37 protein-coding genes are annotated in these 26999 nt (G+C 63.6%); 32 read left to right on the forward strand and 5 right to left on the reverse strand.

Annotated features, from left to right (window positions below; genetic code table 11):
• Positions 1 to 83 precede the first annotated feature (83 nt).
• The 3 genes from MJO58_RS04730 (at position 84) to MJO58_RS04740 (ending at position 3346) form a co-directional block, all read left to right on the forward strand.
• Positions 84 to 692: a TetR/AcrR family transcriptional regulator gene (locus tag MJO58_RS04730; protein ID WP_259608743.1), complete on the forward strand. Its 609-nt coding sequence runs from the start codon at positions 84 to 86 to the stop codon at positions 690 to 692.
• Positions 693 to 1803: 1111 nt separating this feature from the next.
• On the forward strand, positions 1804 to 1944 hold the full coding sequence (locus tag MJO58_RS04735) for a hypothetical protein (protein WP_239722142.1): 141 nt from the start codon (positions 1804 to 1806) through the stop codon (positions 1942 to 1944).
• Positions 1945 to 2080: 136 nt separating this feature from the next.
• Positions 2081 to 3346, forward strand: a complete 1266-nt coding sequence (locus MJO58_RS04740; protein ID WP_239722143.1) for a hypothetical protein — start codon at positions 2081 to 2083, stop codon at positions 3344 to 3346.
• 1 nt (position 3347) lies between these two features.
• On the opposite strand, the gene MJO58_RS04745 is transcribed toward MJO58_RS04740, so the two are convergent.
• The gene (locus MJO58_RS04745) at positions 3348 to 4202 is read right to left on the reverse strand and encodes a glycosyltransferase family protein (protein ID WP_239722144.1); all 855 of its coding nucleotides are present in this window, start codon (positions 4200 to 4202) and stop codon (positions 3348 to 3350) included.
• 94 nt (positions 4203 to 4296) lie between these two features.
• On the opposite strand from MJO58_RS04745, the gene MJO58_RS04750 reads away from it, so the two are divergent.
• Entirely contained in the window at positions 4297 to 4947 is a 651-nt protein-coding gene (locus tag MJO58_RS04750; RefSeq protein WP_239722145.1) for a hypothetical protein, read from the forward strand.
• Positions 4944 to 6014, forward strand: a complete 1071-nt coding sequence (locus tag MJO58_RS04755; RefSeq protein ID WP_239722146.1) for an ImmA/IrrE family metallo-endopeptidase — start codon at positions 4944 to 4946, stop codon at positions 6012 to 6014. Before MJO58_RS04750 ends, MJO58_RS04755 begins: the two co-directional genes overlap by 4 nt.
• Here the strand turns inward: MJO58_RS04755 and MJO58_RS04760 are convergent.
• A complete protein-coding gene (locus MJO58_RS04760) occupies positions 5994 to 6332 on the reverse strand; it encodes a hypothetical protein (protein ID WP_239722147.1) in 339 nt (112 codons plus the stop codon). The two genes, MJO58_RS04755 and MJO58_RS04760, sit on opposite strands and share 21 nt — an antisense overlap.
• A 434-nt stretch (positions 6333 to 6766) precedes the next feature.
• Here MJO58_RS04760 and rpsJ point away from each other — a divergent pair, with 434 nt between their 5' ends.
• The 14 genes from rpsJ to MJO58_RS04830 all read left to right on the forward strand — a co-directional run bounded on the left by rpsJ (position 6767) and on the right by MJO58_RS04830 (position 16615).
• A complete protein-coding gene (rpsJ, locus tag MJO58_RS04765) occupies positions 6767 to 7072 on the forward strand; it encodes a 30S ribosomal protein S10 (RefSeq protein WP_003873519.1) in 306 nt (101 codons plus the stop codon).
• A gap of 15 nt (positions 7073 to 7087) precedes the next feature.
• Positions 7088 to 7741, forward strand: coding sequence for a 50S ribosomal protein L3 (gene rplC, locus MJO58_RS04770; RefSeq protein ID WP_036466700.1), 654 nt, complete (start codon positions 7088 to 7090; stop codon positions 7739 to 7741).
• The gene (gene rplD, locus MJO58_RS04775; protein WP_090600406.1) at positions 7741 to 8427 is read left to right on the forward strand and encodes a 50S ribosomal protein L4; all 687 of its coding nucleotides are present in this window, start codon (positions 7741 to 7743) and stop codon (positions 8425 to 8427) included. The genes rplC and rplD overlap by 1 nt, the downstream gene beginning before the upstream one ends.
• On the forward strand, positions 8427 to 8729 hold the full coding sequence (gene rplW, locus MJO58_RS04780) for a 50S ribosomal protein L23 (protein ID WP_090600410.1): 303 nt from the start codon (positions 8427 to 8429) through the stop codon (positions 8727 to 8729). The genes rplD and rplW overlap by 1 nt, the downstream gene beginning before the upstream one ends.
• A 29-nt stretch (positions 8730 to 8758) precedes the next feature.
• Positions 8759 to 9601 (forward strand): 50S ribosomal protein L2, encoded by an 843-nt coding sequence (rplB, locus tag MJO58_RS04785; protein WP_090600413.1) that lies wholly within the window; start codon positions 8759 to 8761, stop codon positions 9599 to 9601.
• Between the two features lie 73 nt (positions 9602 to 9674).
• Positions 9675 to 9956, forward strand: a complete 282-nt coding sequence (gene rpsS, locus MJO58_RS04790; protein WP_025738376.1) for a 30S ribosomal protein S19 — start codon at positions 9675 to 9677, stop codon at positions 9954 to 9956.
• Positions 9953 to 10540 (forward strand): 50S ribosomal protein L22, encoded by a 588-nt coding sequence (gene rplV, locus MJO58_RS04795; protein WP_239722148.1) that lies wholly within the window; start codon positions 9953 to 9955, stop codon positions 10538 to 10540. Before rpsS ends, rplV begins: the two co-directional genes overlap by 4 nt.
• A complete protein-coding gene (rpsC, locus tag MJO58_RS04800; protein ID WP_090600419.1) occupies positions 10540 to 11376 on the forward strand; it encodes a 30S ribosomal protein S3 in 837 nt (278 codons plus the stop codon). The genes rplV and rpsC overlap by 1 nt, the downstream gene beginning before the upstream one ends.
• Positions 11377 to 11379: 3 nt before the next feature.
• The gene (rplP, locus tag MJO58_RS04805; RefSeq protein WP_077077568.1) at positions 11380 to 11796 is read left to right on the forward strand and encodes a 50S ribosomal protein L16; all 417 of its coding nucleotides are present in this window, start codon (positions 11380 to 11382) and stop codon (positions 11794 to 11796) included.
• Positions 11796 to 12032 (forward strand): 50S ribosomal protein L29, encoded by a 237-nt coding sequence (gene rpmC, locus MJO58_RS04810; RefSeq protein WP_090600423.1) that lies wholly within the window; start codon positions 11796 to 11798, stop codon positions 12030 to 12032. Before rplP ends, rpmC begins: the two co-directional genes overlap by 1 nt.
• A 9-nt stretch (positions 12033 to 12041) precedes the next feature.
• Positions 12042 to 12386, forward strand: coding sequence for a 30S ribosomal protein S17 (gene rpsQ, locus MJO58_RS04815; protein WP_239722149.1), 345 nt, complete (start codon positions 12042 to 12044; stop codon positions 12384 to 12386).
• A 160-nt stretch (positions 12387 to 12546) separates the two neighbouring features.
• Positions 12547 to 14907 (forward strand): arylsulfatase, encoded by a 2361-nt coding sequence (locus MJO58_RS04820; RefSeq protein ID WP_239722150.1) that lies wholly within the window; start codon positions 12547 to 12549, stop codon positions 14905 to 14907.
• A gap of 52 nt (positions 14908 to 14959) precedes the next feature.
• Positions 14960 to 15598 (forward strand): hypothetical protein, encoded by a 639-nt coding sequence (locus MJO58_RS04825; protein WP_239722151.1) that lies wholly within the window; start codon positions 14960 to 14962, stop codon positions 15596 to 15598.
• Between the two features lie 87 nt (positions 15599 to 15685).
• Complete coding sequence (locus MJO58_RS04830; protein WP_090600430.1) at positions 15686 to 16615, forward strand: DUF4436 domain-containing protein; 930 nt, start codon at positions 15686 to 15688, stop codon at positions 16613 to 16615.
• 24 nt (positions 16616 to 16639) lie between these two features.
• On the opposite strand, the gene pstS is transcribed toward MJO58_RS04830, so the two are convergent.
• Entirely contained in the window at positions 16640 to 17767 is a 1128-nt protein-coding gene (gene pstS, locus MJO58_RS04835) for a phosphate ABC transporter substrate-binding protein PstS (protein ID WP_090600431.1), read from the reverse strand.
• 463 nt (positions 17768 to 18230) lie between these two features.
• Between pstS and MJO58_RS04840 the strand changes: the two genes are divergently transcribed.
• From MJO58_RS04840 to rplO, 13 genes are all read left to right on the forward strand, one after another.
• The gene (locus MJO58_RS04840) at positions 18231 to 19118 is read left to right on the forward strand and encodes a DUF4436 domain-containing protein (RefSeq protein ID WP_239722152.1); all 888 of its coding nucleotides are present in this window, start codon (positions 18231 to 18233) and stop codon (positions 19116 to 19118) included.
• A gap of 30 nt (positions 19119 to 19148) precedes the next feature.
• Positions 19149 to 20048, forward strand: coding sequence for a formylglycine-generating enzyme family protein (locus MJO58_RS04845; protein ID WP_090608479.1), 900 nt, complete (start codon positions 19149 to 19151; stop codon positions 20046 to 20048).
• A 135-nt stretch (positions 20049 to 20183) separates the two neighbouring features.
• Positions 20184 to 21137: a DUF4436 domain-containing protein gene (locus MJO58_RS04850; RefSeq protein WP_090600433.1), complete on the forward strand. Its 954-nt coding sequence runs from the start codon at positions 20184 to 20186 to the stop codon at positions 21135 to 21137.
• Positions 21138 to 21407: 270 nt separating this feature from the next.
• Positions 21408 to 21776, forward strand: coding sequence for a 50S ribosomal protein L14 (gene rplN / locus MJO58_RS04855; RefSeq protein WP_085233453.1), 369 nt, complete (start codon positions 21408 to 21410; stop codon positions 21774 to 21776).
• Positions 21777 to 22094, forward strand: a complete 318-nt coding sequence (rplX, locus tag MJO58_RS04860; protein ID WP_090600435.1) for a 50S ribosomal protein L24 — start codon at positions 21777 to 21779, stop codon at positions 22092 to 22094. It begins immediately after the preceding gene.
• Position 22095: 1 nt separating this feature from the next.
• A complete protein-coding gene (gene rplE / locus MJO58_RS04865; RefSeq protein ID WP_239722153.1) occupies positions 22096 to 22668 on the forward strand; it encodes a 50S ribosomal protein L5 in 573 nt (190 codons plus the stop codon).
• 4 nt (positions 22669 to 22672) lie between these two features.
• Positions 22673 to 22858: a type Z 30S ribosomal protein S14 gene (locus tag MJO58_RS04870; protein ID WP_090600437.1), complete on the forward strand. Its 186-nt coding sequence runs from the start codon at positions 22673 to 22675 to the stop codon at positions 22856 to 22858.
• A gap of 86 nt (positions 22859 to 22944) precedes the next feature.
• Positions 22945 to 23343 carry a 30S ribosomal protein S8 gene (rpsH, locus tag MJO58_RS04875; protein ID WP_036466727.1) on the forward strand — a complete coding sequence of 133 codons (399 nt, stop codon included), beginning with the start codon at positions 22945 to 22947 and terminating at the stop codon, positions 23341 to 23343.
• A 9-nt stretch (positions 23344 to 23352) separates the two neighbouring features.
• Positions 23353 to 23892 carry a 50S ribosomal protein L6 gene (rplF, locus tag MJO58_RS04880; RefSeq protein WP_096284799.1) on the forward strand — a complete coding sequence of 180 codons (540 nt, stop codon included), beginning with the start codon at positions 23353 to 23355 and terminating at the stop codon, positions 23890 to 23892.
• A 2-nt stretch (positions 23893 to 23894) separates the two neighbouring features.
• Positions 23895 to 24296 carry a 50S ribosomal protein L18 gene (gene rplR / locus MJO58_RS04885; RefSeq protein WP_090600439.1) on the forward strand — a complete coding sequence of 134 codons (402 nt, stop codon included), beginning with the start codon at positions 23895 to 23897 and terminating at the stop codon, positions 24294 to 24296.
• 22 nt (positions 24297 to 24318) lie between these two features.
• Positions 24319 to 25017, forward strand: coding sequence for a 30S ribosomal protein S5 (rpsE, locus tag MJO58_RS04890; protein WP_090600441.1), 699 nt, complete (start codon positions 24319 to 24321; stop codon positions 25015 to 25017).
• Positions 25014 to 25196, forward strand: coding sequence for a 50S ribosomal protein L30 (gene rpmD, locus MJO58_RS04895; RefSeq protein WP_090600443.1), 183 nt, complete (start codon positions 25014 to 25016; stop codon positions 25194 to 25196). Before rpsE ends, rpmD begins: the two co-directional genes overlap by 4 nt.
• Positions 25193 to 25636 (forward strand): 50S ribosomal protein L15, encoded by a 444-nt coding sequence (gene rplO, locus MJO58_RS04900; RefSeq protein ID WP_090600444.1) that lies wholly within the window; start codon positions 25193 to 25195, stop codon positions 25634 to 25636. The genes rpmD and rplO overlap by 4 nt, the downstream gene beginning before the upstream one ends.
• Here rplO and MJO58_RS04905 read toward each other — a convergent pair.
• Together MJO58_RS04905 and MJO58_RS04910 are read right to left on the reverse strand one after the other, a co-directional pair.
• Complete coding sequence (locus MJO58_RS04905) at positions 25633 to 25971, reverse strand: hypothetical protein (RefSeq protein WP_239722154.1); 339 nt, start codon at positions 25969 to 25971, stop codon at positions 25633 to 25635. The genes rplO and MJO58_RS04905 overlap by 4 nt on opposite strands.
• Positions 25972 to 26064: 93 nt before the next feature.
• Positions 26065 to 26994 (reverse strand): LLM class flavin-dependent oxidoreductase, encoded by a 930-nt coding sequence (locus MJO58_RS04910; RefSeq protein ID WP_239722155.1) that lies wholly within the window; start codon positions 26992 to 26994, stop codon positions 26065 to 26067.
• Positions 26995 to 26999: the final 5 nt, after the last annotated feature.

Consider the following 26999-nt stretch of genomic DNA (forward strand, 5'->3'; position numbering starts at 1 on the left):
GACGGTCTTGTTTCTAAACAGGGAGGTGAGTCACAATCACCGAGGGAAGTACGGATCCCCGCCCCGCGCGGTCGCGGGCTCGGTTGCTGGAAGCCGCCGCGACGCTGCTGAACTCCGGAGGGCCCAGTGCGGTGACCGTGGAAGCCGTCACCCGTACCGCCAACGTAGCGAGAGCCACCCTGTATCGCCACTTCCCGAGTGGCAATGATTTGCTGGCTGCGGCATTCAACAGCCTGATACCGCCGTCCCCGATACCGCCCGACGAGGGCTCGCTGCGGGATCGGCTTGTGGCCCTGGTGCTTGCCCAAGCCGAATCAGTGGCCCAAGCGCCCGCGCTCATGACTGCCATGTCCTGGTTAGCCCTGGGTCGTGACCTGGAAGGTTTGCCAGAACCTCACCACGACAGTTGCACCGACAGCCCGGCGATCAGCACGCTTCGCGAACGCATCGCCCAGCAGTACGCGGCGCCGTTCGACGCCTTGTTTGACAGCCCGCAGGCCGCGGAACTCGGCGAGGTGGACCGATCCCGGGCTATCGCCCTGTTGATCGGCCCGCTGGTGCTGGGGCGTCTGTCTACGCTGCCGGATTTCGACTATCGGGAATGCGCGTTCGCGGCGGTCGACGGTTTCCTGCACGTTCAGCGCGCGCAGGCCAGGGCTAGCGCAGCGAGTATCGAATCGGCAGGTGCTTGAGCCCTCCGACGAACGTTGTGGCGATCAGTTCAGCCCCCTCGCGGCCGCGTACCCAACGGGTGTGCTCATGGTCCCCCGGCCCGAATTCGTGCCCCCAAAACTGACGCTAGGTGCCGGGTCGCCGTCGGCGCAGGACCGCTGCCGTTGTAGTTATTCGAAATCGCCTATCTGACCTGGTCGCGAGATTCTGACCGAGAATTCTGGTAGTGGGTCAGTTTGAAGGGCCAGGTCGGCCGGTGCGGGCGGTGCGTGTTACGTGCCGAGGTCGCGGCGGCTGACGCGGCGTTTCTTGCCGAGCTTGCGTAGCACTGCGGTGGGTTCTTTAGCGGCCCGACCGGCACCGCGTCGTTTGTGTGGTTTGCACATTGCGCAGCCGCGCCAAGAGCGCGACGGATGGTGAGCAGACATGCGGGCACCTATCAGGAACTCCGCTGCGAGCGAAGTCGAACAGACTAACACCCATCTACGATTGAGGGGTTATGCGTAGCGAGCACAAGACGACCAACGATGAGTTCGACGCCTTCACGGGATGGCGTCACGTCCTGACGTCTATGCGCCGCGCTGGTGCTCGGAAGGTGATTAAGCGGCGGTCACACAGGAAGGACCGCCGGGCGGCTCGCCGCGTGGCGCGCGGCACCAAAGCAGGCCAGCCGGCGTCTGACTAGCGCATAGCGTGAATGGGTTTGGCGGGGTTCGGCGCGCTACGCTGTGATCTTCGCCGTTGGTGCGGAGTTCACCTCCGATACGGGTGAGATCATCCGCTTCTGCTGCTACGGAGACCTCACCGGCTCATGGCCCGAACGCTGGGAATTCGACTGCTCAACGCGCACGGCGAGATCGATTAGCGCCGACAGCTGGGTGATAGACTCGAAGCACTAGTATGCACGCCGCCCAGGGCAACAGCGGTTTACTCCCGGCGATGTTGTGTGTATCCTAGCCACTGACGGGCTCTTCGGAGCTGACTTGTCCTGCCTTTGCTTCCAGCTTCCAGCGTCTTGCTGCTCACATCTAAACATCTGCATCTGGCATCTTTGTAGCTTTGCATCCGGCATCATGCCTCCGTTCTTCCCTGCATCGACTCTCGTTCGAACGAGATCGAAAGGACAAGGGAATGAGCAAACGCCTATATCTGGCCGCATGTGCGGCCGCGGCGCTTGTGATCACGATGGTGTTCGCCCCCGTATATGCGGGCCACCTGGTGATCGCTCTCTTCATCTTGGTCGTGCAGGAATTCCTGCACACCGGTGAATAGCGAGAGCAGCTAACTTATCCGCCAATGTCGCGGTGAAAGGTGATGGAGCTGCGTAAGCAGCTTCCATCTAGAAGATGAGACTCGGGCCGCCCCGGTTTAGCTACGGGGCGGCCCGATCCATCTTATTGTTTCTGACATGCCGACGACTATCCTCGACCTGACTCGGGCGAATCCGGGCACGGAGTCTGAGCTTGTTCTTGCTGCTCTGACGGCTAGTGCAGGCCAGCCAACCACTTTGATCGGGTATGCACCGCAGCGCGAAGCTGTCCCGGCCGACGCCGACATCAATTTCATCGAATCCGACGGTTACCCGCCCAGCGTGGCGTCGGCTATTGCGACTGCCGTACGAAAGTTGTCCACCGATGATGCCCCGATCTCCGTATATTCCTTTCACCGGAGCGTGGTGCGGCGTGAGGAACCTGAACTCACAGGGTTGGGCTCTCACATCGCATTCCAAACCGGCGCTCGATTGTTGCCAGCCGTACCGCGCGCACGCCGAACTGACGAGTGGCCTAACGAGTTAATTGAGCTCGATGAGGCCCTTAAATATCTCCGCGAGGTGCTGACCGAAAGCGGCGCTACTCGAGAACCGATATATAAAGCAGCAATTCGCAATCTGCTGAAGGCGAAGAGCCATAAGTTTGACTCAAAGAGCGGGTTACCCGGTGCCGACACTCCAAACCTGATGACGATCCTGTTGAGTAATGCCGAAGAGCAGGGAATGATCGATCAGATCGGAAGAGAGCCGTCAGTTCGTGTACGACTCAAGGGCGACTCAACAACCGCATCTCGATCAGATGTCGTAGTCGAATCGATAGAAGCGCCCGGTAAGCGTCGGTCGGATCTCTTCCAGAGCATTCTCATGGACGGAATCGGGTTATTTAGTGATGTTCGTGAGCTCTTCTTGGAGCGACTCGAAGAGATTCTTGCTGCGCAGGTAGGCGCAAGAGAGCGCCCAGCAGGCGTAGTAGTTAAGCAGGCCATCAAGCGCACGCGGGAGGACGCTCCCGATACATTCTTTAGAAAATCTAATAGAGACCTTCCCAAAGATAAGTACCCTTGGCGCAAGCTTGAGGGATTTGCGCTACTGATCCTATCGCGCGCTGGCATCATCGTTGACGCGGACAAGGAACCTTTCTCTGACCCGAGTCCGTGGGCAGTTAAGAGTGGCGAATTCATTACATTGCCAGAGAATTGGAAAACTCGTGTGGATGGCGAACTGATCTTAGAACTTGTTCGGGCGCAAGCTGAGGTAACTTGGGCGGATGGCGTAGATTTGGCAGGAGCTTTATGGTGCAATCGCGAAGACGAGTACATCGATCGGATTGATGCCGCAATTATGTATTTGACTGCCGAAAAGGGTCTGAAGGTAGCCCCAATCACAGGCATACTCGGCAATTAATCTAATCGAGTAGGGCGGCGATGTCGCGGACTATCCAGACACGGTCGGCAACACCGGCTGCCATTGCGGGCGTCGTGGGACGACCGCCAGCAGCCTTGGTCAGAGTTGTGTGGGGCCGCGCGAAGTTGTAGAACATGTAGTGCATTGACACCGCGTGCGCGAGGTTCTCCACTTTTTTGCTGAAACCGTTGGACAGGCGGGTGAATCGGCGCATGCCCATTCGCATGGTGAGGTTTTGGCGCTCCACGTACGAGGTGGAGACCTTGTCCATGTCGGGGTTGCCGTTGACCTTCCGAATGTCGATCCCGGTGCACACGGCGGGGCTGTAGCGGCGTTCGTTGAACTCGATGTCGGGCGACTCGTAGATTTTGTGCAGCTGCGCGTAGTCGATGTCACCGTGGAACACGCTCTCCACTGCATTCACGTACAGCCGTAGACCGTCGGTGCTGAGCTGGACACGGTTGGCGAGTCGAGAGGCCAAGTCCCGGATGAACACTTCGGCGTCATATGCGCTGCGCTCACCCACAAGCCAGGAGGGGACGAGTTTGGTGTCGGCGCAGATCGCCGTCCACGTCCACACATCGCCGTAGCCGAACTCGTCGCGGTGCTCTTGGGGCACATTCTTCTGCTTGCTGTAACAGAAGCTCCAAATCTCGTCGCACTGAACGTTCGTGCAGGGCAAGTCAAATAGCGCTGCGGCTTGGTATTCGGCGCAGGCCCCACCCAAGTCCACCAACAACTTGGTGATGGTGTTCTTCGCGGCCCCGGTCACCCGCACGGTGGCGCGGATGCTCATGCCCTCGCACAAGCACGACACGATCTGTGCCCGCTTGTCCGTGGAGAGCCTGTTGACCATACTGACCATTATGCGTGACCGCTCTACGATGAGTCAATATAAAACGTGTACTAAAACGTACCCCAGTTTCCGCTTTGTCGGATACCATGGTCTCGTGCCACTAATGAATCTGGACAACGCCCGGGAGCTGCTAGCGCCCATCGCCGACGCTCTACTGGTCCAGCCGCGCAAGGCTGCCGTCAGCACATGGAACACCTTCGAGACCGAGAACCCCGCGGACGCGTCCGCGATCACCGCGACCACTCGGGCCGGGATGATCCACGACTGGACCGTGCGCGAGGTTCGGCGCGCACTTGAACGCGACGACGTGAAGGGCCTCGCACGGGAGATGGACTCCAGGCTGGAGTTCTTCACGGTTGGCGTCGGCCAAGGAATGCTGGTGCGTTACAAGCTCACTGCCGCGGGGCAGCCGCGAAATGTCGCCACGGATGTTCAACGGCGCTTGGCGGTGCAGCAGTACGACGAAGAGGTCATGCGCGAGTTCGCGTTGGACGGCATGCCCGAGCCGCCAACCTTCGTCACTTGCGGGTACACCCTCGACGCCGACGGCAAGCTGGGCACCGTTTCGGTGCAGTGCGACTTCGGAAAAACAATTCTCTGGCGCTTAGTTGTCTGGGGTGACAGTGGCGAGGGCTTCGGCAACTTCGAGTCGCTGCCGGTCGACCCCAATTGGACCCTGGACGCAACGGTCGTCCGATCCGCCAAGGAGGACAAGCAGCGCCCTGACGCCAGCTCGGAGGGATGATGGACAAAAGGGTCAACTCTCAAGCCCTCATACTGGCGCGCGAAAGTCGTGGTCATAGTCAAAAACAGGTCGCGGATGGTGCTGGAGTAAGTCAGGAGCTCATTTCCAAGGCGGAGAATGATCTCCGAAATCTCGGGGAAGAGCAGGTGGAGAAAATCGCTCGGTTCCTGGATTACCCGGCATTGCTCTTTTATGAGCCGGGTTTTTTGCGCGATGGCACAAGCACATGCCTTTACCATCGCAAGCGCAAGACATTACCGGCAAAGGTATTGAGCCGCGTAAATGCGACTATGCATATTAGAAATATCAACGTGAACCACATTTTGCATGGAATCGAAGTCATTGGGCCGAGACAGTTCCATACGCTTGATGTTGATGAATTCGGGTCGCCCGCGCTGGTCGCACGGGCGCTGCGGACAGCTTGGCGCGTCCCTGACGGTCCCATAGTGAACATGGTCGCCCTCATTGAGTCGGCTGGTGGGGTGATCGTCACGGCGCCGTTCGGGCACCGAAAACTCTTTGGAATGAGCTGCTGGACCAGTCGCAGTCATCCTCTATTTTATCTGAATTCCGAAATCCCAATGGCGGACTTGAGATGGACCATTGCACATGAACTCGGCCATCTTGTAATGCATGGATTTCCCACCGCTGGCGACATCGAAGCCGAGGCCGATGAGTTCGCGGCAGAATTCCTGACTCCAGCGGCAACGATAAAGCCCGACCTCAAGGGTTTGACGATTGAAAATGCTGGACGTCTCAAGATGCACTGGCGTGTTTCGATAAAGACGTTGATTCGTCGGGCCGAATCAGTGGGCGCTATCACGCGAGAATATGCTATGCGGCTTTATAAGCAATACAGTGCTCGCGGATACAACGCAGCCGAACCCTATCCACTCAAGGATGAAATGCCGACGCTATTAAATCGCGCTATCCAAGTTCATCTGGAAGATCACAACTACACCCACGCCGAGCTACTGGAGGCGATACGGCTATCCGCTGAGGACGACTACCGAGAAGTCGGCGGGATGCCCCCAGGCAAAGGAGGGCTATCGGTCGTTCGCTCTTGACCAGCGCGTTTGTGCCGCCTTTTTGGCGGCAGCGGACCGCTGCTCGGGCGTCAGCTTGTCTGCTCGCGCCTTGCCGCCCTTCAAGCCACCCTTGCGGCCCAGTGCGACAGCCGCTGGGTCTTTATCGGCAGCAACGACGTTCTCCACCAGACGTTCGATACCGGCGCGTGCTTTCGACTTATCGGCCTCAAGCCACGACAGCGACGGGAACTCTGCGCACAAGCCGACCCATTCGTTGTCTTCGTCGGACCACTCGACCCGATACGTATACCTATCGGGCGTCTCGTCGGTCGCATCGCCGACGATGGACGCCGCCAAAGAATTAAGGTCGCGTGGGCGCTTCCGGGACCGATCAGCCATACCGTCCATCATCCCATCACCGCAGACCAGTGCCAGAATTACATCGCTTCAAACTGACCCACTACCAGAATTCTGCGGGATTTTGTTTGGGCCATGATCTAGGGCATACTGTTCGGGTTGCCTTGAGCCGGGTTCGCGCCTGGCCGGGCATACGACCAGCGCCCAAACGGGCGCGTCCGGTCCCATCCTTGGAGCGACTATTTTTGGCCGCGAACAAGGCTGCGTGAGGGTGACACGCCCGACCGCGGGGGCCGGTGAACCACGACAGGTAAACAGCGGCGCAGTATCCGGCGCGGCGCTCGATCGGCCCCAGACGGGCCGGGTCGAGTCGGCGCGTCGGGGGCACCAGGCCCGGACATCCGGGCCTCCAGAGGAGTGAGGGTAGGAGAAGCGTGGCGGGACAGAAGATCCGCATCAGGCTTAAGGCCTACGACCATGAGGCTATTGACGCCTCGGCGCGCAAGATCGTCGAGACCGTCGTCCGTACGGGTGCCAGCGTCGTAGGGCCGGTGCCGCTGCCGACCGAGAAGAATGTGTATTGCGTCATCCGCTCCCCGCACAAGTACAAGGACTCGCGGGAGCACTTCGAGATGCGCACCCACAAGCGGTTGATCGACATTCTTGATCCGACGCCGAAGACCGTTGACGCACTGATGCGTATCGATCTTCCGGCCAGTGTCGACGTCAACATCCAGTAGGGGACCGGCGAACTCATGGCAAGAAAAGGCATTCTGGGTACCAAGCTGGGCATGACGCAGGTGTTCGACGAGAACAACCGGGTCGTGCCGGTGACGGTGGTCAAGGCGGGGCCCAACGTGGTCACGCGCATCCGCACCCCGGAACTCGACGGCTACAGCGCCGTGCAGTTGGCCTACGGCGAAATCAGCCCGCGGAAGGTCAACAAGCCCGTCACGGGGCAGTACACCGCCGCGGGCGTCAACCCGCGCCGTCACCTGGCTGAGCTGCGTCTGGACAATCCCGAGGCGGCCGCCGAGTACGAGGTCGGCCAGGAGCTGACGGCGGAGATCTTCGCCGACGGAGCCTATGTCGACGTGACCGGTACCTCCAAGGGCAAGGGCTTCGCCGGCACCATGAAGCGCCACGGCTTCCGTGGCCAGGGCGCCAGCCACGGTGCCCAGGCGGTGCACCGTCGTCCCGGTTCCATCGGCGGTTGCGCCACTCCAGCGCGCGTCTTCAAGGGCACGCGGATGGCGGGCCGGATGGGTAACGACCGGGTGACCGTGCAGAACCTGGTGGTGCACAAGGTCGATGCCGAGAACGGTGTGCTGTTGATCAAGGGTGCGGTCCCCGGCCGCACCGGCGGGCTCGTTGTGGTTCGCACCGCGATCAAACGAGGTGAGAAGTAATGGCAGCGGTAAAGATTGACGTCAAGACGCCGGACGGCAAGGTCGACGGCTCCATCGAGCTGCCCGCCGAATTGTTCGACGCCCCAGCCAATATCGCGTTGATGCACCAGGTCGTCACCGCGCAGCGCGCGGCGGCTCGCCAGGGCACGCACTCGACCAAGACGCGTGGCGAGGTCAGCGGTGGTGGCCGCAAGCCCTACCGGCAGAAGGGCACCGGACGTGCGCGGCAGGGTTCGACGCGTGCTCCGCAGTTCACTGGTGGTGGCACCGTGCATGGCCCCAAGCCGCGCGACTACAGCCAGCGCACGCCGAAGAAGATGATCGCCGCCGCGTTGCGCGGGGCGCTGTCCGACCGGGCCCGCAACGGCCGCATCCACGCGGTGACCGAGCTGGTGTCGGGTCAGACTCCGTCGACCAAGAGCGCCAAGGCATTTCTGAACACGCTGACCGATCGCAAGCAGGTGCTGGTCGTCATCGGCAGCACCGACGAGGCCGGTGCCAAGAGCGTGCGCAACCTGCCAGGTGTGCACATCCTGGCGCCGGGTCAGCTCAACACCTATGACGTGCTGCGTGCCGACGACGTGGTGTTCAGCGTCGAGGCGCTCAACGCCTACATCGCGGCCGCAACGGGCAGTGCAGAAAACAACGATGGGGCTGACAACAACGATGTGGAGGTTTCGGCCTGATGGCGACCGTCACTGACCCACGCGACATCATCCTGGCTCCGGTCATCTCGGAGAAGTCCTACGGACTGCTCGACGACAACGTGTACACCTTTGTGGTGCACCCCGATTCGAACAAGACGCAGATCAAGATCGCTATCGAGAAGATCTTCTCCGTCAAGGTCGCATCGGTGAACACCGCGAACCGTCAGGGCAAGCGGAAACGCAGCCGGACCGGGTTCGGCAAGCGCAAGGGCACCAAGCGCGCGATTGTCACCCTGGCCGCGGGCAGCAAGCCGATTGACCTGTTCGGAGCACCGGCCTAGCCGCGCGCGAGAGAAAGACCTGATAAGACATGGCAATTCGCAAATACAAGCCGACGACCCCCGGTCGTCGCGGCGCGAGCGTATCCGACTTCGCCGAGATCACTCGGACGGAGCCGGAGAAGTCGTTGGTGCGCCCGCTGCACGGTCATGGCGGACGTAATGCCCACGGCCGCATCACCACTCGTCACAAGGGCGGTGGCCACAAGCGGGCCTACCGGGTGATCGACTTCCGGCGCAACGACAAGGACGGCGTCAACGCCAAGGTCGCACAAATCGAGTACGACCCGAACCGCACCGCCAACATCGCGCTGCTGCACTTCCTGGATGGGGAGAAGCGCTACATCATTGCCCCGCTTGGTCTCTCGCAGGGCGACGTCGTGGAGTCCGGCGCCAACGCCGACATCAAGCCGGGTAACAACCTGCCGCTGCGCAACATCCCGGCCGGTACCTTGGTCCACGCCGTGGAGTTGCGGCCGGGCGGTGGCGCCAAGATGGCGCGGTCGGCCGGATCCAGCATCCAGTTGCTCGGTAAAGAGGGCACCTACGCGTCGCTGCGGATGCCCAGCGGTGAGATCCGCCGCGTCGACGTGCGCTGCCGCGCAACTGTCGGCGAGGTGGGCAACGCCGAGCAGGCGAACATCAACTGGGGCAAGGCCGGTCGTATGCGATGGAAGGGCAAGCGCCCGACCGTCCGTGGAGTCGTGATGAACCCGGTCGACCACCCGCACGGTGGTGGTGAAGGTAAGACCTCTGGTGGTCGCCACCCGGTCAGCCCGTGGGGTAAGCCTGAGGGCCGTACCCGTCAGCCGAACAAGGCCAGTAACAAGCTCATTGTCCGACGCCGGCGCACCGGCAAGAAGCACGGTCGCTAGCGCGTGATGACGATGCAGAGCGCGCAGCGCGATGAGAAGGAATCGCGCCTATGACTGAAGTCGAGGAGTAGCAATGCCACGCAGCCTGAAAAAGGGACCGTTCGTCGACGACCACCTGCTCAAGAAGGTGGACGTGCAGAACGAGAAGAACAGCAAGCAGGTCATCAAGACCTGGTCGCGTCGTTCGACGATCATTCCCGACTTCATCGGCCACACCTTTGCGGTGCACGACGGTCGCAAGCACGTCCCGGTGTTCGTCACCGAGGCGATGGTCGGCCACAAGCTCGGTGAGTTCGCGCCGACGCGCACCTTCAAGGGGCACATCAAGGACGACCGGAAGGCCAAACGGCGATGAGCGCCACCACTACTGAATTTCCGTCTGCCACGGCGGTGGCACGCTTCGTGCGCGTGTCGCCGACCAAGGCGCGCCGGGTCATCGACCTGGTGCGCGGCAAGTCGGTGGCCGACGCGCTCGACATCTTGCGCTGGGCGCCGCAGGCTGCCAGCGAGCCGGTCGCCAAGGTGATCGCCAGCGCCGCCGCCAACGCGCAGAACAACGACGGCCTGGACCCGGCGACCCTGGTGGTTGCCTCGGTCTACGCCGACGAGGGTCCCACTGCCAAGCGCATCCGTCCGCGCGCCCAGGGTCGTGCGTTCCGGATCCGCCGCCGGACCAGCCACATCACCGTTGTGGTGGAAAGTCGCCCAAGCAAGGACCAGCATTCTTCGAAGTCGTCGCGCGCCCGGCGCGCCGAGGGTAGCAAGGCCGCCGCGAAGGCTGGTCCGGATTCCGCGGCCAAGAAGGCCGGTTCGGCCCCGAAGACCACCGCGCCCGCCAAGAAGGCGCCCGCCGCCAAGAAGGCGCCCGCGAAAAAGGCTGCGCCGCAAGCCGAAGCCAAGACGTCTGAGACTTCTGACGCGAAGGGAGGCTCAGACTAGTGGGCCAGAAGATCAATCCGCACGGCTTCCGGCTGGGGATCACCACCGACTGGAAGTCCCGCTGGTACGCCGACAAGCAGTACGCCGACTACGTCAAGGAAGACGTGGCGATCCGCCGGCTGCTGTCCACCGGTCTGGAGCGCGCCGGCATCGCCGACGTGGAGATCGAGCGCACCCGCGACCGCGTCCGGGTCGACATCCACACCGCGCGTCCCGGCATCGTGATCGGCCGCCGCGGCACCGAGGCTGACCGGATCCGCGCGGACCTGGAGAAGCTGACCAAAAAGCAGGTGCAGCTGAACATCCTCGAGGTCAAAAACCCGGAGTCGCAAGCACAATTGGTGGCCCAGGGCGTTGCGGAGCAGCTGAGCAACCGGGTGGCGTTCCGTCGCGCGATGCGCAAGGCCATCCAGTCGGCGATGCGTCAGCCCAACGTCAAGGGCATCCGGGTGCAGTGCTCGGGCCGCCTCGGTGGCGCCGAGATGAGCCGCTCGGAGTTCTACCGCGAGGGCCGGGTCCCGCTGCACACCCTGCGTGCCGACATCGACTACGGCCTGTACGAGGCCAAGACGACCTTCGGCCGGATCGGCGTGAAGGTGTGGATCTACAAGGGCGACATCGTCGGCGGCAAACGCGAATTGGCCGCTGCCGCACCGGCGGGCGCCGACCGTCCGCGCCGCGAACGGCCGTCGGGCACCCGCCCACGCCGCAGCGGCGCATCGGGTACCACGGCCACCAGCACTGAGGCTGGACGAGCCGCGGGCGCCGAAGAAAACACGGCGAATGCCGCGGCCGAGAGTGCGCCTGCACCCGAACCGCAGAGCACGGAGAGCTGAATCATGTTGATTCCCCGCAGAGTTAAGCACCGCAAGCAACACCATCCACGCCAGCGTGGCATCGCCAGCGGTGGCACGGAAGTGAACTTCGGCGATTACGGCATCCAGGCCCTCGAGCACGCCTACGTCACCAACCGGCAGATCGAGTCGGCCCGTATCGCGATCAACCGGCACATCAAGCGCGGTGGCAAGGTGTGGATCAACGTCTTCCCCGACCGTCCGCTGACCAAGAAGCCCGCCGAAACCCGGATGGGTTCCGGTAAGGGCTCGCCCGAGTGGTGGGTGGTCAACGTCAAGCCGGGCCGGGTGCTGTTCGAACTCAGCTACCCCAACGAGCAGACCGCTCGCGAGGCGCTCACCCGAGCAATCCACAAGCTGCCGATCAAGGCACGCATCATCACCCGAGAGGATCAGTTCTGATGGCAGTGGGTACTTCGCCTGGCGAACTGCGCGAGCTCACCGACGAGGAGCTGACCGAGCGCCTGCGCGAATCCAAGGAGGAGCTGTTCAACCTCCGCTTCCAAATGGCGACCGGACAGCTCAACAACAACCGCCGGCTGCGCACGGTGCGTTCGGAAATCGCCCGTGTGTACACGGTGCTGCGTGAACGAGAGCTGGGCCTGGCTAGTGGTCCTGATGGATCCGACGGAAAATAAGGAATCGTGATGGCAGAAGCTAAGGCCGCTCCCAACCAAGCCCCTGCGAAGGATGGCACTTCGAAAGCGAAGGGCCCGCAGCACACTCCGGCGAACCCGAAGACGCGTGGTCGGCGCAAGACACGCATCGGCTACGTGGTGAGCGACAAGATGCAGAAGACCATCGTGGTCGAGCTGGAAGACCGTATGCGTCACTCGCTGTACGGCAAGATCATCCGGACGACCAAGAAGGTCAAGGCGCACGACGAGGACAGCGTCGCCGGGATCGGTGACCGCGTCGCGCTGATGGAGACCCGCCCGACGTCGGCCACCAAGCGGTGGCGTCTCGTCGAGGTGCTGGAAAAAGCTAAGTAACTCCCGAGCGGCACGCAGCGCCCGAGACCGCACGGTCTCGGGCGCTTGTCGTTGCGTTCCCTAGGACCCGGAACTCATGAGCTGGGGTACCACCCGCTCGCGGGGCAATGCCACCCCGAAAAAACGGTCGGAAATTTCGCAGGCGGGTTACGCTCGGCGCATGTCCCCTGACGCGCAAGGCTTTCAAGGCAAGATCGAGCTGGACATTCGCGATTCGGAGCCGGACTGGGGCCCGTATGCCGCACCGACCGCCCCGGAGAATTCGCCGAACATCCTGTATCTGGTCTGGGATGACACCGGCATCGCGACGTGGGACTGCTTCGGCGGCCTGGTCGAGATGCCAGCGATGACGCGGATTGCCGAGCGCGGCATCCGGCTGTCGCAATTTCACACCACCGCACTATGCTCGCCGACCCGCGCGTCGTTGCTGACCGGTCGCAACGCCACCACGGTGGGTATGGCCACCATCGAAGAATTCACCGACGGTTTCCCGAACTGCAACGGCCGGATCCCGACCGACACCGCACTGATCTCCGAGGTGCTCGCCGAACGTGGTTACAACACTTACTGTGTCGGCAAGTGGCACCTAACGCCCCTCGAAGAATGCAGCATGGCCTCGACGAAACGGCACTGGCCCACCTCACGCGGCTTCGAGCGGTTCTACGGATTCATGGGCGGTGAGACCGACCAGTGGTACCCCGACCTGGTCTACGACAACCATCCGGTGAACCCACCCGGCACCCCCGAAGACGGCTACCACCTCTCTAAGGACCTCGCCGACAAAACAATCGAATTCATCCGCGATGCCAAGGTGATTGCGCCCGAAAAGCCCTGGTTCAGCTATGTGTGCCCCGGCGCCGGACACGCGCCGCATCACGTCTTCAAGGAGTGGGCCGACAAGTACGCCGGCCGGTTCGACATGGGCTACGAACGCTACCGCGAGGTCGTACTGAAAAATCAGAAGTCGTTGGGGATCGTGCCGCCGGACACCGAACTGTCCCCGATCAACCCGTATCTTGATGTCAAGGGGCCGGGCGGCGAGCCGTGGCCGCTGCAGGACACGGTTCGCCCCTGGGACTCGCTCAACGACGAAGAGAAGAAGCTGTTTTCGCGAATGGCCGAGGTGTTCGCCGGGTTCCTGAGCTACACCGACGCCCAGATCGGCCGCATCCTGGACTATCTCGAGGAATCCGGCCAGCTCGACAACACCATCGTCGTGGTGATTTCCGACAACGGAGCCAGCGGCGAAGGCGGTCCGAACGGATCGGTGAACGAGGGCAAATTCTTCAACGGCTACATCGACACCGTCGAGGAGAGCATGAAGCTCTTCGATCACCTCGGTGGGCCTCAGACCTACAATCATTACCCGATCGGCTGGGCGATGGCCTTCAACACGCCCTACAAGCTCTACAAGCGCTACGCGTCGCACGAAGGCGGTATCGCGGACTCGGCAATCATCTCGTGGCCCAACGGAATCGCGGCGCACGGTGAGGTGCGCGACAACTACGTCAACGTTTCCGACATCACCCCGACCGTCTACGACCTGCTGGACATGACCGCCCCGGACACGGTCAAAGGTATTACGCAGAAGCCGTTAGACGGAGTGAGTTTCAAAGTGGCCCTGGATGATCCGGCCGCCGACACCGGCAAGCAGACCCAGTTCTACACGATGCTGGGCACCCGCGGGATCTGGCACAACGGCTGGTTCGCCAACACCGTACACGCCGCCACGCCGGCGGGCTGGTCGCACTTCGACGCCGATCGATGGGAGCTGTTCCACATCGAGGCTGACCGCAGCCAGTGCCACGATCTGGCAGCCGAGCATCCCGAGAAGTTGGAAGAGCTTAAGGCGCTGTGGTTTTCCGAGGCCGCAAAGTACAACGGTCTGCCGTTGTCGGACCTGAACCTGATGGAGACCATGACCCGCTTCCGGCCCTACCTGGTGGGGGAGCGGACCAGCTACATCTACTACCCCGACTGCGCGGACGTCGGAATCGGTGCCGCCGCCGAAATTCGGGGGCGCTCGTTCGGCCTGCTGGCCGACGTGACCGTGGACACCACCGGCGCCGAAGGCGTGCTGTTCAAGCAGGGCGGCGCGCACGGCGGGCATGTGCTGTTCATCCAGGACGGACGCCTGCATTACGTCTACAACTTCCTGGGCGAGCGCCAACAGCTGGTGTCCTCGTCGGACGCGGTGCCGTTGGGCCGACACCTCTTCGGCGCCGCCTACACGCGGACCGGGACGGTGCCCAACAGTCATACGCCGCTGGGTGACGTCACCCTGTTCATCGACGACGAGGTGGTCGGCACGCTCGCGGATGTGATCACTCACCCCGGCACCTTCGGTTTGGCGGGCGCCGGCATCACTGTCGGGCGAAACGGCGGATCCGAAGTGTCCAGCCGCTACAAGGCGCCGTTTAGCTTCACCGGCGGCACTATCGCCGCGGTCACGATCGACTTGTCCGGGCGCCCGTACCAAGACGTGGAAACCGAACTTGCGCTTGCATTTTCGCGCGACTGAACGCTCGCGACCGGCCAGGATTATCCCGCTTGCCGCAGCGGGAGTGATCTGTGTGCTGGCAGGGGGGGTCTGCGGTTGCGGGAAGACCACGGGCGGCAACGCCGTTCGGGCGAGCACGACGGCCGCGTCGACGACGACGTCCAGCGCGCCGCGCAAATCCGACCCGGCTGAGCCGGTGCCCGGCGTCGAGGCCACACCGCCCGACCACATTCCACCCAACGCCCTGGCCTGTCTGCCGGCCGCCACCGGCAACGGCCGGATGACCGCGGCGTCGGTGTCCGATCCGGTGGCCCCCAGGCTCACCCTGCCGCTGCCCGACGGCTGGAACTCGGCCCCCGGCAGTGGTGACGTGGCACTGACCGCGACCGGGGCCGACGGGTTATCGGCCAAGGTGACGATCACGCCGACCGACCTCGAACCCGGCGGGGCGTTCTTGCGCTACGGCGCCGATCTGCGCACCGCCAACCCGGGCGTACAGGTCAGCGTCGAGGCGGCTCAGTTCTGCGGCTACAGCAGCCAGTTGCTCGGCGGCAGCGCAGGGGGGGTCGCCTTCGCTGACCGCATCACCCACATCTGGACGAACACCAGGGCATTTCTCGTAGTCGTGCATCTCGAGGGTCCCGCGGGTGCTCCCGGATTCAGTGCGGCGAAATCCACGGTGATGCAGCAATTCGCGGTCGTTATCCCCTGAAGCAAGCCGCTTGACTGCTAGCATCGGACCCCGTGCCTGCCGGGAAAGGCATCAAACTATCCGTTCTACTCGTGGTGGTGATGTTCGATGACCGCTGAAGCCCCGCCGCTGCCGCCGTCGAAACCAGAAACGCGCGGTCGCCAAATCGCAATAGCCTTCGGGATTCTCGTAGCGGTCATCAGCGTCTACGTCCTATCCCTGATTGCGGTGCACCTGTTGGCCAAATCGGCGCCGCCGTTGCCCGCCGTGGACTTCAGCAAGGTCGAGGCCGAAGACAGCGTCGTGCAGGTGAACCTGAGCGAACTGAAAACGGTGGCGAATCGTCTGACGGTGAATGTGCTTGTCTACCCGAAAGATTCGCTGTACGACAAGAACTTCGGTGTGCTGACCACCGACGCGGTAGTGCGACTGTATCCCGATAACGACCTCGGCGACCTGCAGTACCCGATTGGTAAGGCGCCGGCGCAGGTGACCACCACCATCGAGGCGCACGGCGATCCGGGCAACTGGCCTTTCGACTCGTACAAAACTGAAGTCATCGCGGCCGACGTGTTCACTGGAACCGGCCAAAACCGCGAAAAGGCGCCTGCCCGCGTGGAAGTCACCGGAAAGCTGGACGGCTGGGACGCGAGCGTCACCCGGGTCCACGATCCCGATGACGCCGATCCCAACATCATGGACAACGTGGTCATCACTCTGCACCGGTCCAAGGGCCCGCTGATCTTCGATGTCGGTGTGGTGCTGGTACTCATCACCCTGCCGATGTTGGCGTTGTGGGTGGCTATTCCGGTGGCCCTGGGCCGGACTTCGTTCCTGCCGCCGCTGACCACCTGGTACGGCGCCATGCTGTTCGCCATCGTCCCGCTGCGCAATATCCTGCCGGGCAATCCACCGTATGGTTCGTGGATCGACCAAGCCGTCGTGCTATGGGTGTTGATCGCGCTCGTCGCGGCCTTGGCCTTGTTCCTGGTCGGCTGGTGGCGGCAACGAGATCGAAGAACGCCCAAGAAGACCTAGGGCAGACCTAGGGCGCGAAAAGCCTTAGCGCACATTCTCAATTGACGCCGAGGTGATGGCGTCAATAGCGGTGAAGACTCGTGACTGGAAGTCGGGCGGCAACGGGATGTACCCGTTCTTGTCGAGATCGGCCTGGCCTGGTCCGACGGCCGCCTGCAGGAACGCCTTGACCGCTTGGCCGACGGCCGGGTCGGTGTATTTCGAGCAGACGATCTCGTAGGTGACCATCACGATCGGGTACACGTCGGGCTGGGTGGGGTTGTAGAACGGCGTGGTGTCCAGCACGAGATCGTTGCCCTTGCCGACGATCTTGGCGTTGGCGATGGTCTTGCCGACGCTGTCGGTTCCGATGCGGACCGGGCGCAACGATTTCCGGCTTGCCGGGGTCTTGATCTGGGCAGCGAACAGGCCCTGGTCCAACGCGAACGACAGCTCGTTGTAAGAGATCGCACCCTCGGTGTTCTTCACCTCCGACGACGTGCCGACGTTGCCGTGGGCGCTGGTTCCCACGCCGCCGTTGAAGACCTTTCCGGTGCCCTTGTCCCAGGCCCCACCCGATGCGGCCTGCAGGTAGGCCTGGAAGTTGGCGGTGGTGCCCGATGGGTCGGCGCGGTGGATAACGTGAATGTTCTCCGGCGGCATCGAGGCGTTCATGGCGGTGATGGCCGGATCATCCCAACGCGTGATGGTGCCGTTGAAAATCTTGGCCAGCGTGGGCGCGTCGAGTACCAGGGAATCAATGGCGTTGAGGTTGTAGGTGATAGCGATCGGCCCAAACACGACCGGGAGGTTCCACGCGTCGGCGCCGCCGCAGCGCTGCTTGGCGGCCGCGTACTGGTCACCGGAGAGGGGAAGGTCGGATCCGGCGAAGTCGGTCTTGCCCGCGAGGAAGTCCTCGACCCCCGCGGCCGAACCGTTTGCGGTGTAGGACAGAGTTTGTCCCTTGCAGGCCTTCGAGTAGGCATCGACAAAGCGCTTCATCGCGTTTGCCTGCGCGGTCGAACCGCTGGCGGTGATGTCTTGTTTGCCGCCGCAATCGACTCGCGCTCCGTTGGCGTAAGACAGCGAGGTGTGGGGCTTTCCGCATCCCGAGAGCACCAGTGCGGCCGCGGTCAGCACGCTTATGGCGGCAGCCGGTCTGTTGTGCTTCACGTTGAATGCCTCCTTGAGAACGGCAGCGAGTGAGACGGCCTTGGGCTGTGATCGAAGTCTAGCGATGCGGCTTGCTGCGTGGGAGCGGTGACCTGGGGTAACCGCATCGATTGAAACGGGGGCTGGCAGGTGTGCACTCGGTCTCCGGCAGCGTAGCTAGCGCGGCCGAGCGAGACGGCGCCCGGCGTCGGCGGCGAGCCCGGTTTCGGGGTGCATGTCCACCCCGCTTTCGACACACGTCGACACTTACAGCTATCGAAGCGACGCGCAAACAAACATCGGGTGAATTGGCGGTTCGCAACGCCCAACCCGTTGGGGAATGCGTAAGGCAGTTTGCGAAAAGCAGCATTTCGAGCGCGATTGCCGCGGGTTGATTACCATCTGACTTCGTGTCGCCTCCGGTTAGCTGGAATCGCCCAGCGAATTGCGAGACGGCCGCCAGTGTCCACCGTGGAGGTGACCGATGACCGCTCAAGCCCCGCCTACCCACGCCGCCCCGCCGCCACCGCCCAAACCGAAGCGCCGCCGGCTGCTTGGCATTGCGATCCTCGGCGGCTTCGTCGTGGTGTACGCGTTGTCGTTGTTCGGCTTTGTCCTGCTGGGCGAATCCGCCGCGCCGCTGAAGACCCCCGATCTCAACGCGGCCGACGACACCGTGGTTCTGCTCCGCGTCGAGGAGCTCAAGACGGTCGCTAATCGCCTCGGGGTGAAGGTGCTCGTGTACCCGCAGGAGGCCATGTGGGACTCGCGGCTGGACGTCTTGAAACAGGACACCGCGGTGCGGATGGATCCGCCGAACGACCTCGGGGACTTGGTCTATCCGGCGGGGAAGTCGCCGGCACAGGTGGCCACCACGGTCGAGGCCCACGGCGACCCGGAGATCTGGCCCTTCGACTCCTACGAGACGGACACTCTTTCGGCCGACGTGCTCGTCGGGTCCGGTGACGACCGCAAATACAAACCCGCGCGTATCGAGGTGGCCGGAAAATTGGAAGGCTGGGACGTCAGCGTTCAGCGGGTCGGCGAAGGCGGCGACAGCGTGATCATCACGCTGCAGAGGTCCAAGGCGCCGCTGATCTTCGATCTGGGAATCTGTCTGGTCCTCTTCGCCATGCCCACCATCGCGTTGGCGGTCGTCATTCCGATGGTGATCGGTAAGCGGAAGGTGGTGCCTCCGTTCGGCGGGTGGTTCGCCGCGCTGCTCTTCGCCGTCATCCCCATCCGCAACTTCCTGCCGGGGGCCCCACCACCGGGTGCCTGGATCGACCAAGCGCTGGTGATCTGGGTGCTGATCGCCCTTGTCGGGGCAATGGGCTTGTACATGCTCGCGTGGTACCGGCGATCCGACTAACGCAGGGCAGGCGCCGCCTACCCTGAAATGGTGCTCACCGAGTTGGTCGATCTGCCCGGCGGTGCCTTCCGCATGGGCTCGACGAGCTTCTACCCCGAAGAGGCGCCCATCCACACCGTGACGGTGAGTTCGTTCGCGGTGGAACGGCACCCGGTGACAAACGCGCAGTTTGCCGAATTCGTCACTGCCACAGGCTATGTCACTGTCGCCGAGCAGCCGATCGATCCGGCGCGCTACCCCGGTATAGATCACAGCCAGCTCAGTGCGGGCGCGATGGTTTTCCGTCCCACGCCGGGCCCGGTTGACCTGCGCGACTGGCGACAGTGGTGGGACTGGGTGCCGGGCGCGAATTGGCAGCACCCGTTCGGACCGGACAGCGATATCGCGGACCGGGCCGATCATCCCGTCGTTCAGGTCGCGTATCCCGACGCCGCGGCCTACGCGCGCTGGGCCGGGCGGCGACTGCCGACGGAGGCGGAGTGGGAGTATGCGGCCCGCGGCGGAAGTCAGACCACCTACGCGTGGGGCGACGAGCCCAATCCGGGCGGGCAACTGATGGCCAACACCTGGCAGGGCAGCTTCCCGTACCGCAACGACGGCGCCCACGGCTGGGTGGGAACGTCGCCGGTGGGGGAGTTTGCGCCGAACGGATTCGGACTGCTTGACATGATCGGCAACGTCTGGGAGTGGACGGCCACCGAGTTTTCCGCGCACCACCGCCTCGATCAGCCCCCGAAGGCGTGTTGCACCCCGTCGGGGCCGGCCGACCCGGCTGTCAGCCAGGCCCTGAAGGGCGGTTCGCACCTGTGCGCGCCGGAGTACTGCCACCGCTACCGACCGGCGGCCCGGTCGCCACAATCGCAGGACACCGCTACTACCCACATCGGGTTTCGCTGCGTGGCCGACCCCGGATCCGCCGCCGAGCGTTAACGACGGCTTTCGGGCGGGTGACAGTAGTCCCCGGGGCGCGAGGTTTAGTTGCGCGGGCGATGCGGATGTTCGCTACCATCTGCCCGTGTCGCCCCGTCAAGCTGGACTTCGCCAGCGCGCTTCCGGCCGGGACCGATGACCACCGAAACGCCGCCAACGGAGGCGCCCTCGGAGGAACCATCGGCGAAGAAGTCGGGCCTCCTCAGCTATCTGAACCGGCACCGCCCGCGCCTGTCGCTCGGCGCGTTCATTCTGGCCGTGGTGATCGGCGTCTACGTCTTCTCGCTGTTCGGTGTGCACTACTTGCAGCGATCGGAGGGACCGCTTCCGCCGCTGGACCTCAGTGAGGGCGGCGGCAACGACACGATCGTGCAGTTGCGCCTGGACGACTTCAAAACCACGTCTAACCGTCTCAAAGTGGATGTCCTCGTCTATCCCCCGGACACGCTGTACGACAAGCGATTCGACGTGCTGAACACCGACGTCGCGGTCCGCCTGTATCCGACGAACGACCTCGGCGACCTGCAGTTCCCGAAAGGCAAGGCGCCGGCACAGGTCGAAACCACCATCGAAGCGCACGGCGATCCGGCCAACTGGCCGCTCGACACCTACAAAACCGAGAAGATCTCCGCCGACACCTTCGTCGGCTCCGGCGACGACCGCAAAAAACTCCCCGCCCGTGTCGAGGTGACCGGGGGGTTGGACGGCTGGGACGTCACCGTCAGCCGCGACGACGAAACCAGCAACGTGAACTCGCGCGGTCTCGATGACGCCCAGCTGGTCATCACGATGAAGCGGGCCAAGGGACCGCTGGTCTTCGACATCTTCATCTGCATCGTGCTCGTCACGCTGCCAATCTTGGGCTTGTCGGTGGCCATTCCGATGGTGATGGGCCGCAGAAAATTCGTGCCACCCTTCGGGACGTGGTACGCCGCGATGCTGTTCGCGATCGTCCCGCTGCGAAATATCCTGCCCGGGTCACCACCCCCGGGCTCGTGGATCGACCAGGCCGTCGTGCAGTGGGTGCTGCTCGCGCTGGTGTCGGCGATGAGTTTGTACATCCTGGCCTGGATCCGGCAGGGCGACTGACGCCCGCGAGGGCCGGTATCCCCGCTGCTAGATGTGGGTTGCGCGGCAGGTGTGAGTTGACCCGCCAGGAATTTGGCGCTGAGCAGGTCTTCACCTAGACTCTAGGGGTTGCCTTGGGCAGACCTCGGCCGGTGCGTGCAAGCGTCACAGGCCCCGCGTGCCCTTCGGTAACAAAGACCGCGCACGTCAGGTATGTGGTGGGCCTTGCTTTCTCGAGGCTTGCCGAGGTGTTCTCCTGCCGTGCACACGTGAACGCAGTCAGGAGATCGAGTGATTCAGCAGGAATCGCGGCTGAAGGTCGCCGACAACACCGGCGCCAAGGAGATCTTGTGCATCCGGGTGCTCGGTGGCTCGTCGCGACGCTACGCCGGCATCGGTGACGTCATCGTCGCCACCGTCAAGGACGCCATCCCGGGTGGCAACGTCAAGCGCGGTGACGTCGTCAAGGCCGTCGTGGTGCGCACCGTCAAGGAGCGCAGGCGTTCCGACGGCAGCTACATCAAGTTCGACGAGAACGCCGCGGTAATCATCAAGCCCGACAACGACCCGCGTGGAACCCGCATCTTCGGGCCGGTCGGGCGCGAACTGCGCGAGAAGCGATTCATGAAGATCATCTCGCTGGCCCCGGAGGTTTTGTAGATGAAGGTCAAGAAGGACGACACCGTCCTGGTGATCGCGGGCAAGGACAAGGGCGCCAAAGGCAAAGTGCTCAAGGTTTTCCCAGACCGCGACCGCGTGCTCGTCGAGGGTGTCAACGCGATCAAGAAGCACACCGCGGTTTCGACCAACCAGCGCGGCGCCCGCTCGGGCGGAATTGTCACCCAGGAAGCGCCGATTCACATCTCCAACGTGATGGTGGTCGACTCCGACGGTAAGCCGACCCGCGTCGGTTACCGGGTCGACGAGGAGACCGGCAAGCGCGTCCGAATTTCCAAGCGCAACGGCAAGGACATCTAAGGTGACCACAACAGAGGCCCATGTGAAGGCGCAGCCGCGCCTAAAAGAGCGCTACCGCAACGAGATTCGCGACGCGCTGCACAAGGAATTCAACTACGGCAACGTCATGCAGATCCCGACCGTGACCAAGGTCGTCGTCAACATGGGCGTGGGCGACGCCGCCCGGGACGCAAAATTGATCAACGGCGCCGTCAGCGACCTGGCCTTGATCACCGGGCAGCGGCCCGAAATCCGCAAGGCCCGCAAGTCCATCGCGCAGTTCAAGTTGCGCGAGGGCATGCCGATCGGCGCGCGGGTCACCCTGCGGGGCGACCGGATGTGGGAGTTCCTCGACCGGCTCACTTCCATTGCGCTGCCGCGTATTCGTGACTTCCGCGGGCTTTCGCCCAAGCAGTTCGACGGCGTCGGCAATTACACCTTCGGACTGGCCGAGCAGTCGGTGTTCCACGAGATCGATGTGGACAAGATCGACCGGGTTCGCGGCATGGACATCAACGTCGTCACTTCGGCGACAAACGACGACGAAGGACGAGCGCTGTTGCGGGCTCTCGGCTTTCCGTTCAAGGAGAACTGAGTAGATGGCTAAGAAGGCACTCGTTAACAAGGCCAATGCCAAGCCGCGCTTCGCGGTGCGTGGTTACACGCGCTGCAACAAGTGCGGACGTCCGCGTGCGGTGTACCGCAAGTTCGGGCTGTGCAGGATCTGCCTGCGCGAAATGGCGCACGCGGGCGAACTGCCCGGCGTGCAGAAGAGCAGCTGGTAACAGGCGCAGGACGAGAGACCAACCCAGAACAGGTGCGCGACAGGCCCCTTACGGGAACCATCGCGAGGAAGGTTACAGACGCTGTCATGACAATGACGGATCCGATCGCAGACTTTTTGACCCGTCTGCGCAACGCCAATTCGGCGTATCACGACGAGGTGACGTTGCCTCATTCCAAGATCAAGGCCAACATCGCCCAGATTCTCAAGAGCGAGGGATACATCAGCGACTTCCGGACCGAAGATGCTCGGGTCGGCAAGGCGCTGGTCGTTCAGCTCAAGTACGGACCCAGCCGGGAACGCAGCATCGCCGGCCTGCGCCGGGTCTCCAAGCCCGGTCTGCGGGTGTACGCGAAATCCACCAACTTGCCACGCGTGCTCGGCGGGCTGGGCGTGGCGATCATCTCGACGTCGTCAGGTCTGCTCACCGACCGCCAGGCAGCCAGACAAGGCGTGGGCGGCGAAGTCCTCGCGTACGTGTGGTGAGGGGTAACCATGTCGCGCATTGGTAAGAAGCCGATTCCGGTTCCCGCCGGAGTCGACGTAACGATTGACGGCCAGAAGGTCTCGGTGAAGGGTCCCAAGGGCTCCCTGGACCTGACCGTCGCCGAGCCGATCACGGTGGTTCGCAGCGAAGACGGTGCGATCGTGGTCAACCGTCCGGACGACGAGCGGGAAAACCGTTCGCTGCACGGGCTTTCGCGCACGCTGGTGTCCAACCTGGTAACCGGGGTCACCGAGGGCTACACCACCAAGATGGAGATCTTTGGCGTCGGCTACCGGGTGCAGCTCAAGGGCCGCAACCTCGAGTTCGCGCTCGGATACAGCCATCCCGTGTTGATCGAGGCGCCCGAGGGCATCACGTTCGCGGTGGAGACGCCGACGAAGTTCAGCGTCACCGGGATCGACAAGCAGAAAGTCGGCCAGATTTCGGCGAACATCCGCCGCCTGCGCCGTCCCGACCCGTACAAGGGCAAGGGCGTGCGCTACGAGGGTGAGCAGGTCCGCCGCAAGGTCGGAAAGACAGGTAAGTAGCCATGGCGAAAACACAGGCTGAAACGCAAAAGCCGCTGGGGAAGAACATCTCCGCGACTCGCCGCGTCGCGCGGCTGCGCCGGCACGCCCGGCTGCGTAAGAAGATCTCCGGCACCTCGGAGCGTCCTCGGCTGGTGGTGAACCGGTCGGCGCGACACATTCACGTGCAGCTGGTCAACGATCTCACCGGCACCACGGTGGCGGCCGCGTCGTCCATCGAGGCGGACGTTCGCGGACTCGACGGAGACAAGAAGGCCCACAGCGTGCGGGTCGGCCAATTGATCGCCGAGCGCGCCAAGGCCGCCGGCATCGACAGCGTGGTGTTCGACCGTGGCGGATACAGCTACGGCGGACGGATCGCGGCGCTGGCTGACGCCGCGCGCGAGAACGGATTGAAGTTCTGATGACAACTGGAAGGACCGCATAATGGCGGAGCAGTCCGCTGGGGGGCAAGGCGCCCCGGACAGCCGTGACGGCCGCGATTCCCGCGACTCCCGTGACGGGCGGGGTCGGCGCGACGGCGGCGGTGGCCGCGGCCGCGACCGTGACCGCGACGGAGACAAGAGCAACTACCTGGAACGGGTCGTCGCGATCAACCGTGTTTCCAAGGTGGTCAAGGGTGGTCGGCGCTTCAGCTTCACCGCTTTGGTCATCGTGGGTGACGGCGCGGGCATGGTCGGCGTCGGCTACGGCAAGGCCAAGGAAGTTCCGGCCGCGATCGCCAAGGGCGTGGAAGAGGCACGCAAGGGCTTCTTCCGGGTCCCGCTGATCGGCGGCACCATCACGCACCCGGTGCAGGGTGAGGCGGCCGCGGGTGTGGTGTTGCTGCGCCCGGCCAGCCCCGGTACCGGTGTGATCGCCGGCGGTGCGGCGCGCGCAGTGCTGGAATGCGCTGGGGTGCACGACATCCTGGCCAAGTCGCTGGGCAGCGACAACGCGATCAACGTGGTGCACGCCACGGTCGCCGCGCTCAAGCTGCTGCAGCGCCCGGAGGAGGTGGCCGCTCGCCGCGGTCTGCCGATCGAGGATGTCGCCCCGGCCGGAATGCTGAGGGCGCGACGGGAAAGCGAAGCGCTGGCCGCCTCGGCAAATGCGGGCGCGCGTGAAGGAACGGCACAGCAATGAGCCAGCTGAAGATCACCCAGGTGCGCGGCATCATCGGGGCGCGCTGGAAACAGCGCGAGTCGCTGCGCACCCTGGGGCTGCGAAAGATTCGCCAGTCGGTGGTCCGGGAGGACAACCCACAGACCCGCGGGCTGATCGCGAAGGTGAGCCACCTGGTTGAGGTGGAGGAGACCAAATGACCATCAAACTGCACGACCTGAAGCCGGCCCCCGGGTCGAAGAAGGCGCGCACCCGCGTCGGCCGCGGTGAGGGCTCGAAGGGTAAGACCGCGGGGCGTGGTACCAAGGGCACCAAGGCGCGCAAGAACGTGCCGGTCACCTTCGAGGGTGGTCAGATGCCGATCCACATGCGGCTGCCCAAGCTCAAGGGATTCAAGAACCGGTTCCGTACCGAGTACGAGATCGTCAACGTCGGTGACATCAGCCGACTGTTCCCCGAGGGTGGTGCCATCGGCGTCGCCGAACTCGTCGCCAAGGGTGCGGTTCGCAAGAACTCGTTGGTGAAGGTCCTTGGCGATGGCGACCTGGCCGTCAAGGTCGACGTCTCCGCGCACAAGTTCAGCGGTAGCGCCCGCGAGAAGATCACCGCCGCGGGCGGCTCGGTCACCGAGGTCTCTTAGTCACGAGATTCGGCGTCCATTAGCGCGGATGCCGTACGAAGCGCGGAATCCAGTGCTGCGCTTCGGTTTTCGCTGTGCTTGGGCATACCGCTGGAGATCAACACTGATCCGACGATCAAGGCGACGATGCTCCATGCCCGTTGCCGGCGGTCGGATTCATCTCCGTCGAGCAGTTCGGTGATCCGGTCGATCAGTGCGAGCATCTTGCGTTCGTAAGCCTCTTTGACGGGCGGTTCGGCGCGGGATACGTCCGCGCTCAACGCGGGCATCACGCACCCGCCCGCCACATCGTGGCTGTGATCGGTGTTTATGTATTCGTGGAGGAACGCGATCATGTGCGCTCGCGCCTCGGCGTGGGCTGGGTGCCCGAGGTCGACGACGCCATCGCCGAGATCGGCGCCTGGCTGCGGAAGAGACTTAGGCGCTGACTAACCGAGCTGCGGAATCACTTCCGCGGCAAGGCGTTCCATCTGCTCGCGGTTTTCTCCGACGTCGGCGCCCAGCGGATTGAGCAGCAGCGTCTGGGCGCCGGCGTCGAGCACCTCTTGGAGCCCGCGGGCGACGTCGTCGGGCGTTCCGGACACCGGAACGGCCTCGATGCCGGGTATCACGCCGCTGTAGGTGCGCTCTAAGCCATCGAGCACCCGCTCGCGGGCGCGGGCGGGGTCGTCGTCGACCATCAGATAAACGCGCTTGCTGATCGGAAAGTGGGCCGGGTCCTTCTGCTGCTGGTCGAGTTCGCGGCGCACGATCGGAACGGCTTCGGCGAAGGCTTCGGTGGGCGAGGCGCCCGCGCCCATGAAGGCGTCTCCGTGGCGCACCGCTCGGGCCAAGGCCTTGGGGGCCATGCCGCCGAACCAGATCGGCGGGTGCGGGCGCTGCACCGGCTTGGGTTGGAACGGCAGGTTGGCGACCTCACGGAACCGGCCATGGAAGTCCACCGTCGGCTCGTCGGACCAGGCCGCCTTCATCAGGGTGAGGCCCTCGGTGAAATACGAGATGAAGGTGTCCTTTTCGACGCCGAACGCCGCGAGGGTGGGCCCGCCGCGCCCCGGCGCGACACCGATATCCAGCCGGCCGTGACTGATCCGGTCGACCGTGGCCACCGCCGATGCCAGCTGAAGCGGCTCGTGTTGCGACGTCACCAGCACGGCTACCCCCAGCCGCAACCGCTCGGTGAAGGCCGCGCAATACGACAGCAGCTCCAGCGGTGCCAGCAGCGGCGCGCGGCCGATGGTTTGCTCGAGCGTCCAGATCCCTTCGAATCCGAGTTCCTCGGCGCGCATCACATAGGAGCGCATCCCCGCACTGTCGAAGACGTCGTAATCGAACTGCGGGACGGCGATCGAGAACCTCACGAACT

The sequence above is a fragment of the Mycobacterium lentiflavum genome, assembly GCF_022374895.2.
In the GTDB taxonomy this organism is placed as follows: Bacteria; Actinomycetota; Actinomycetes; order Mycobacteriales; family Mycobacteriaceae; genus Mycobacterium; species Mycobacterium lentiflavum.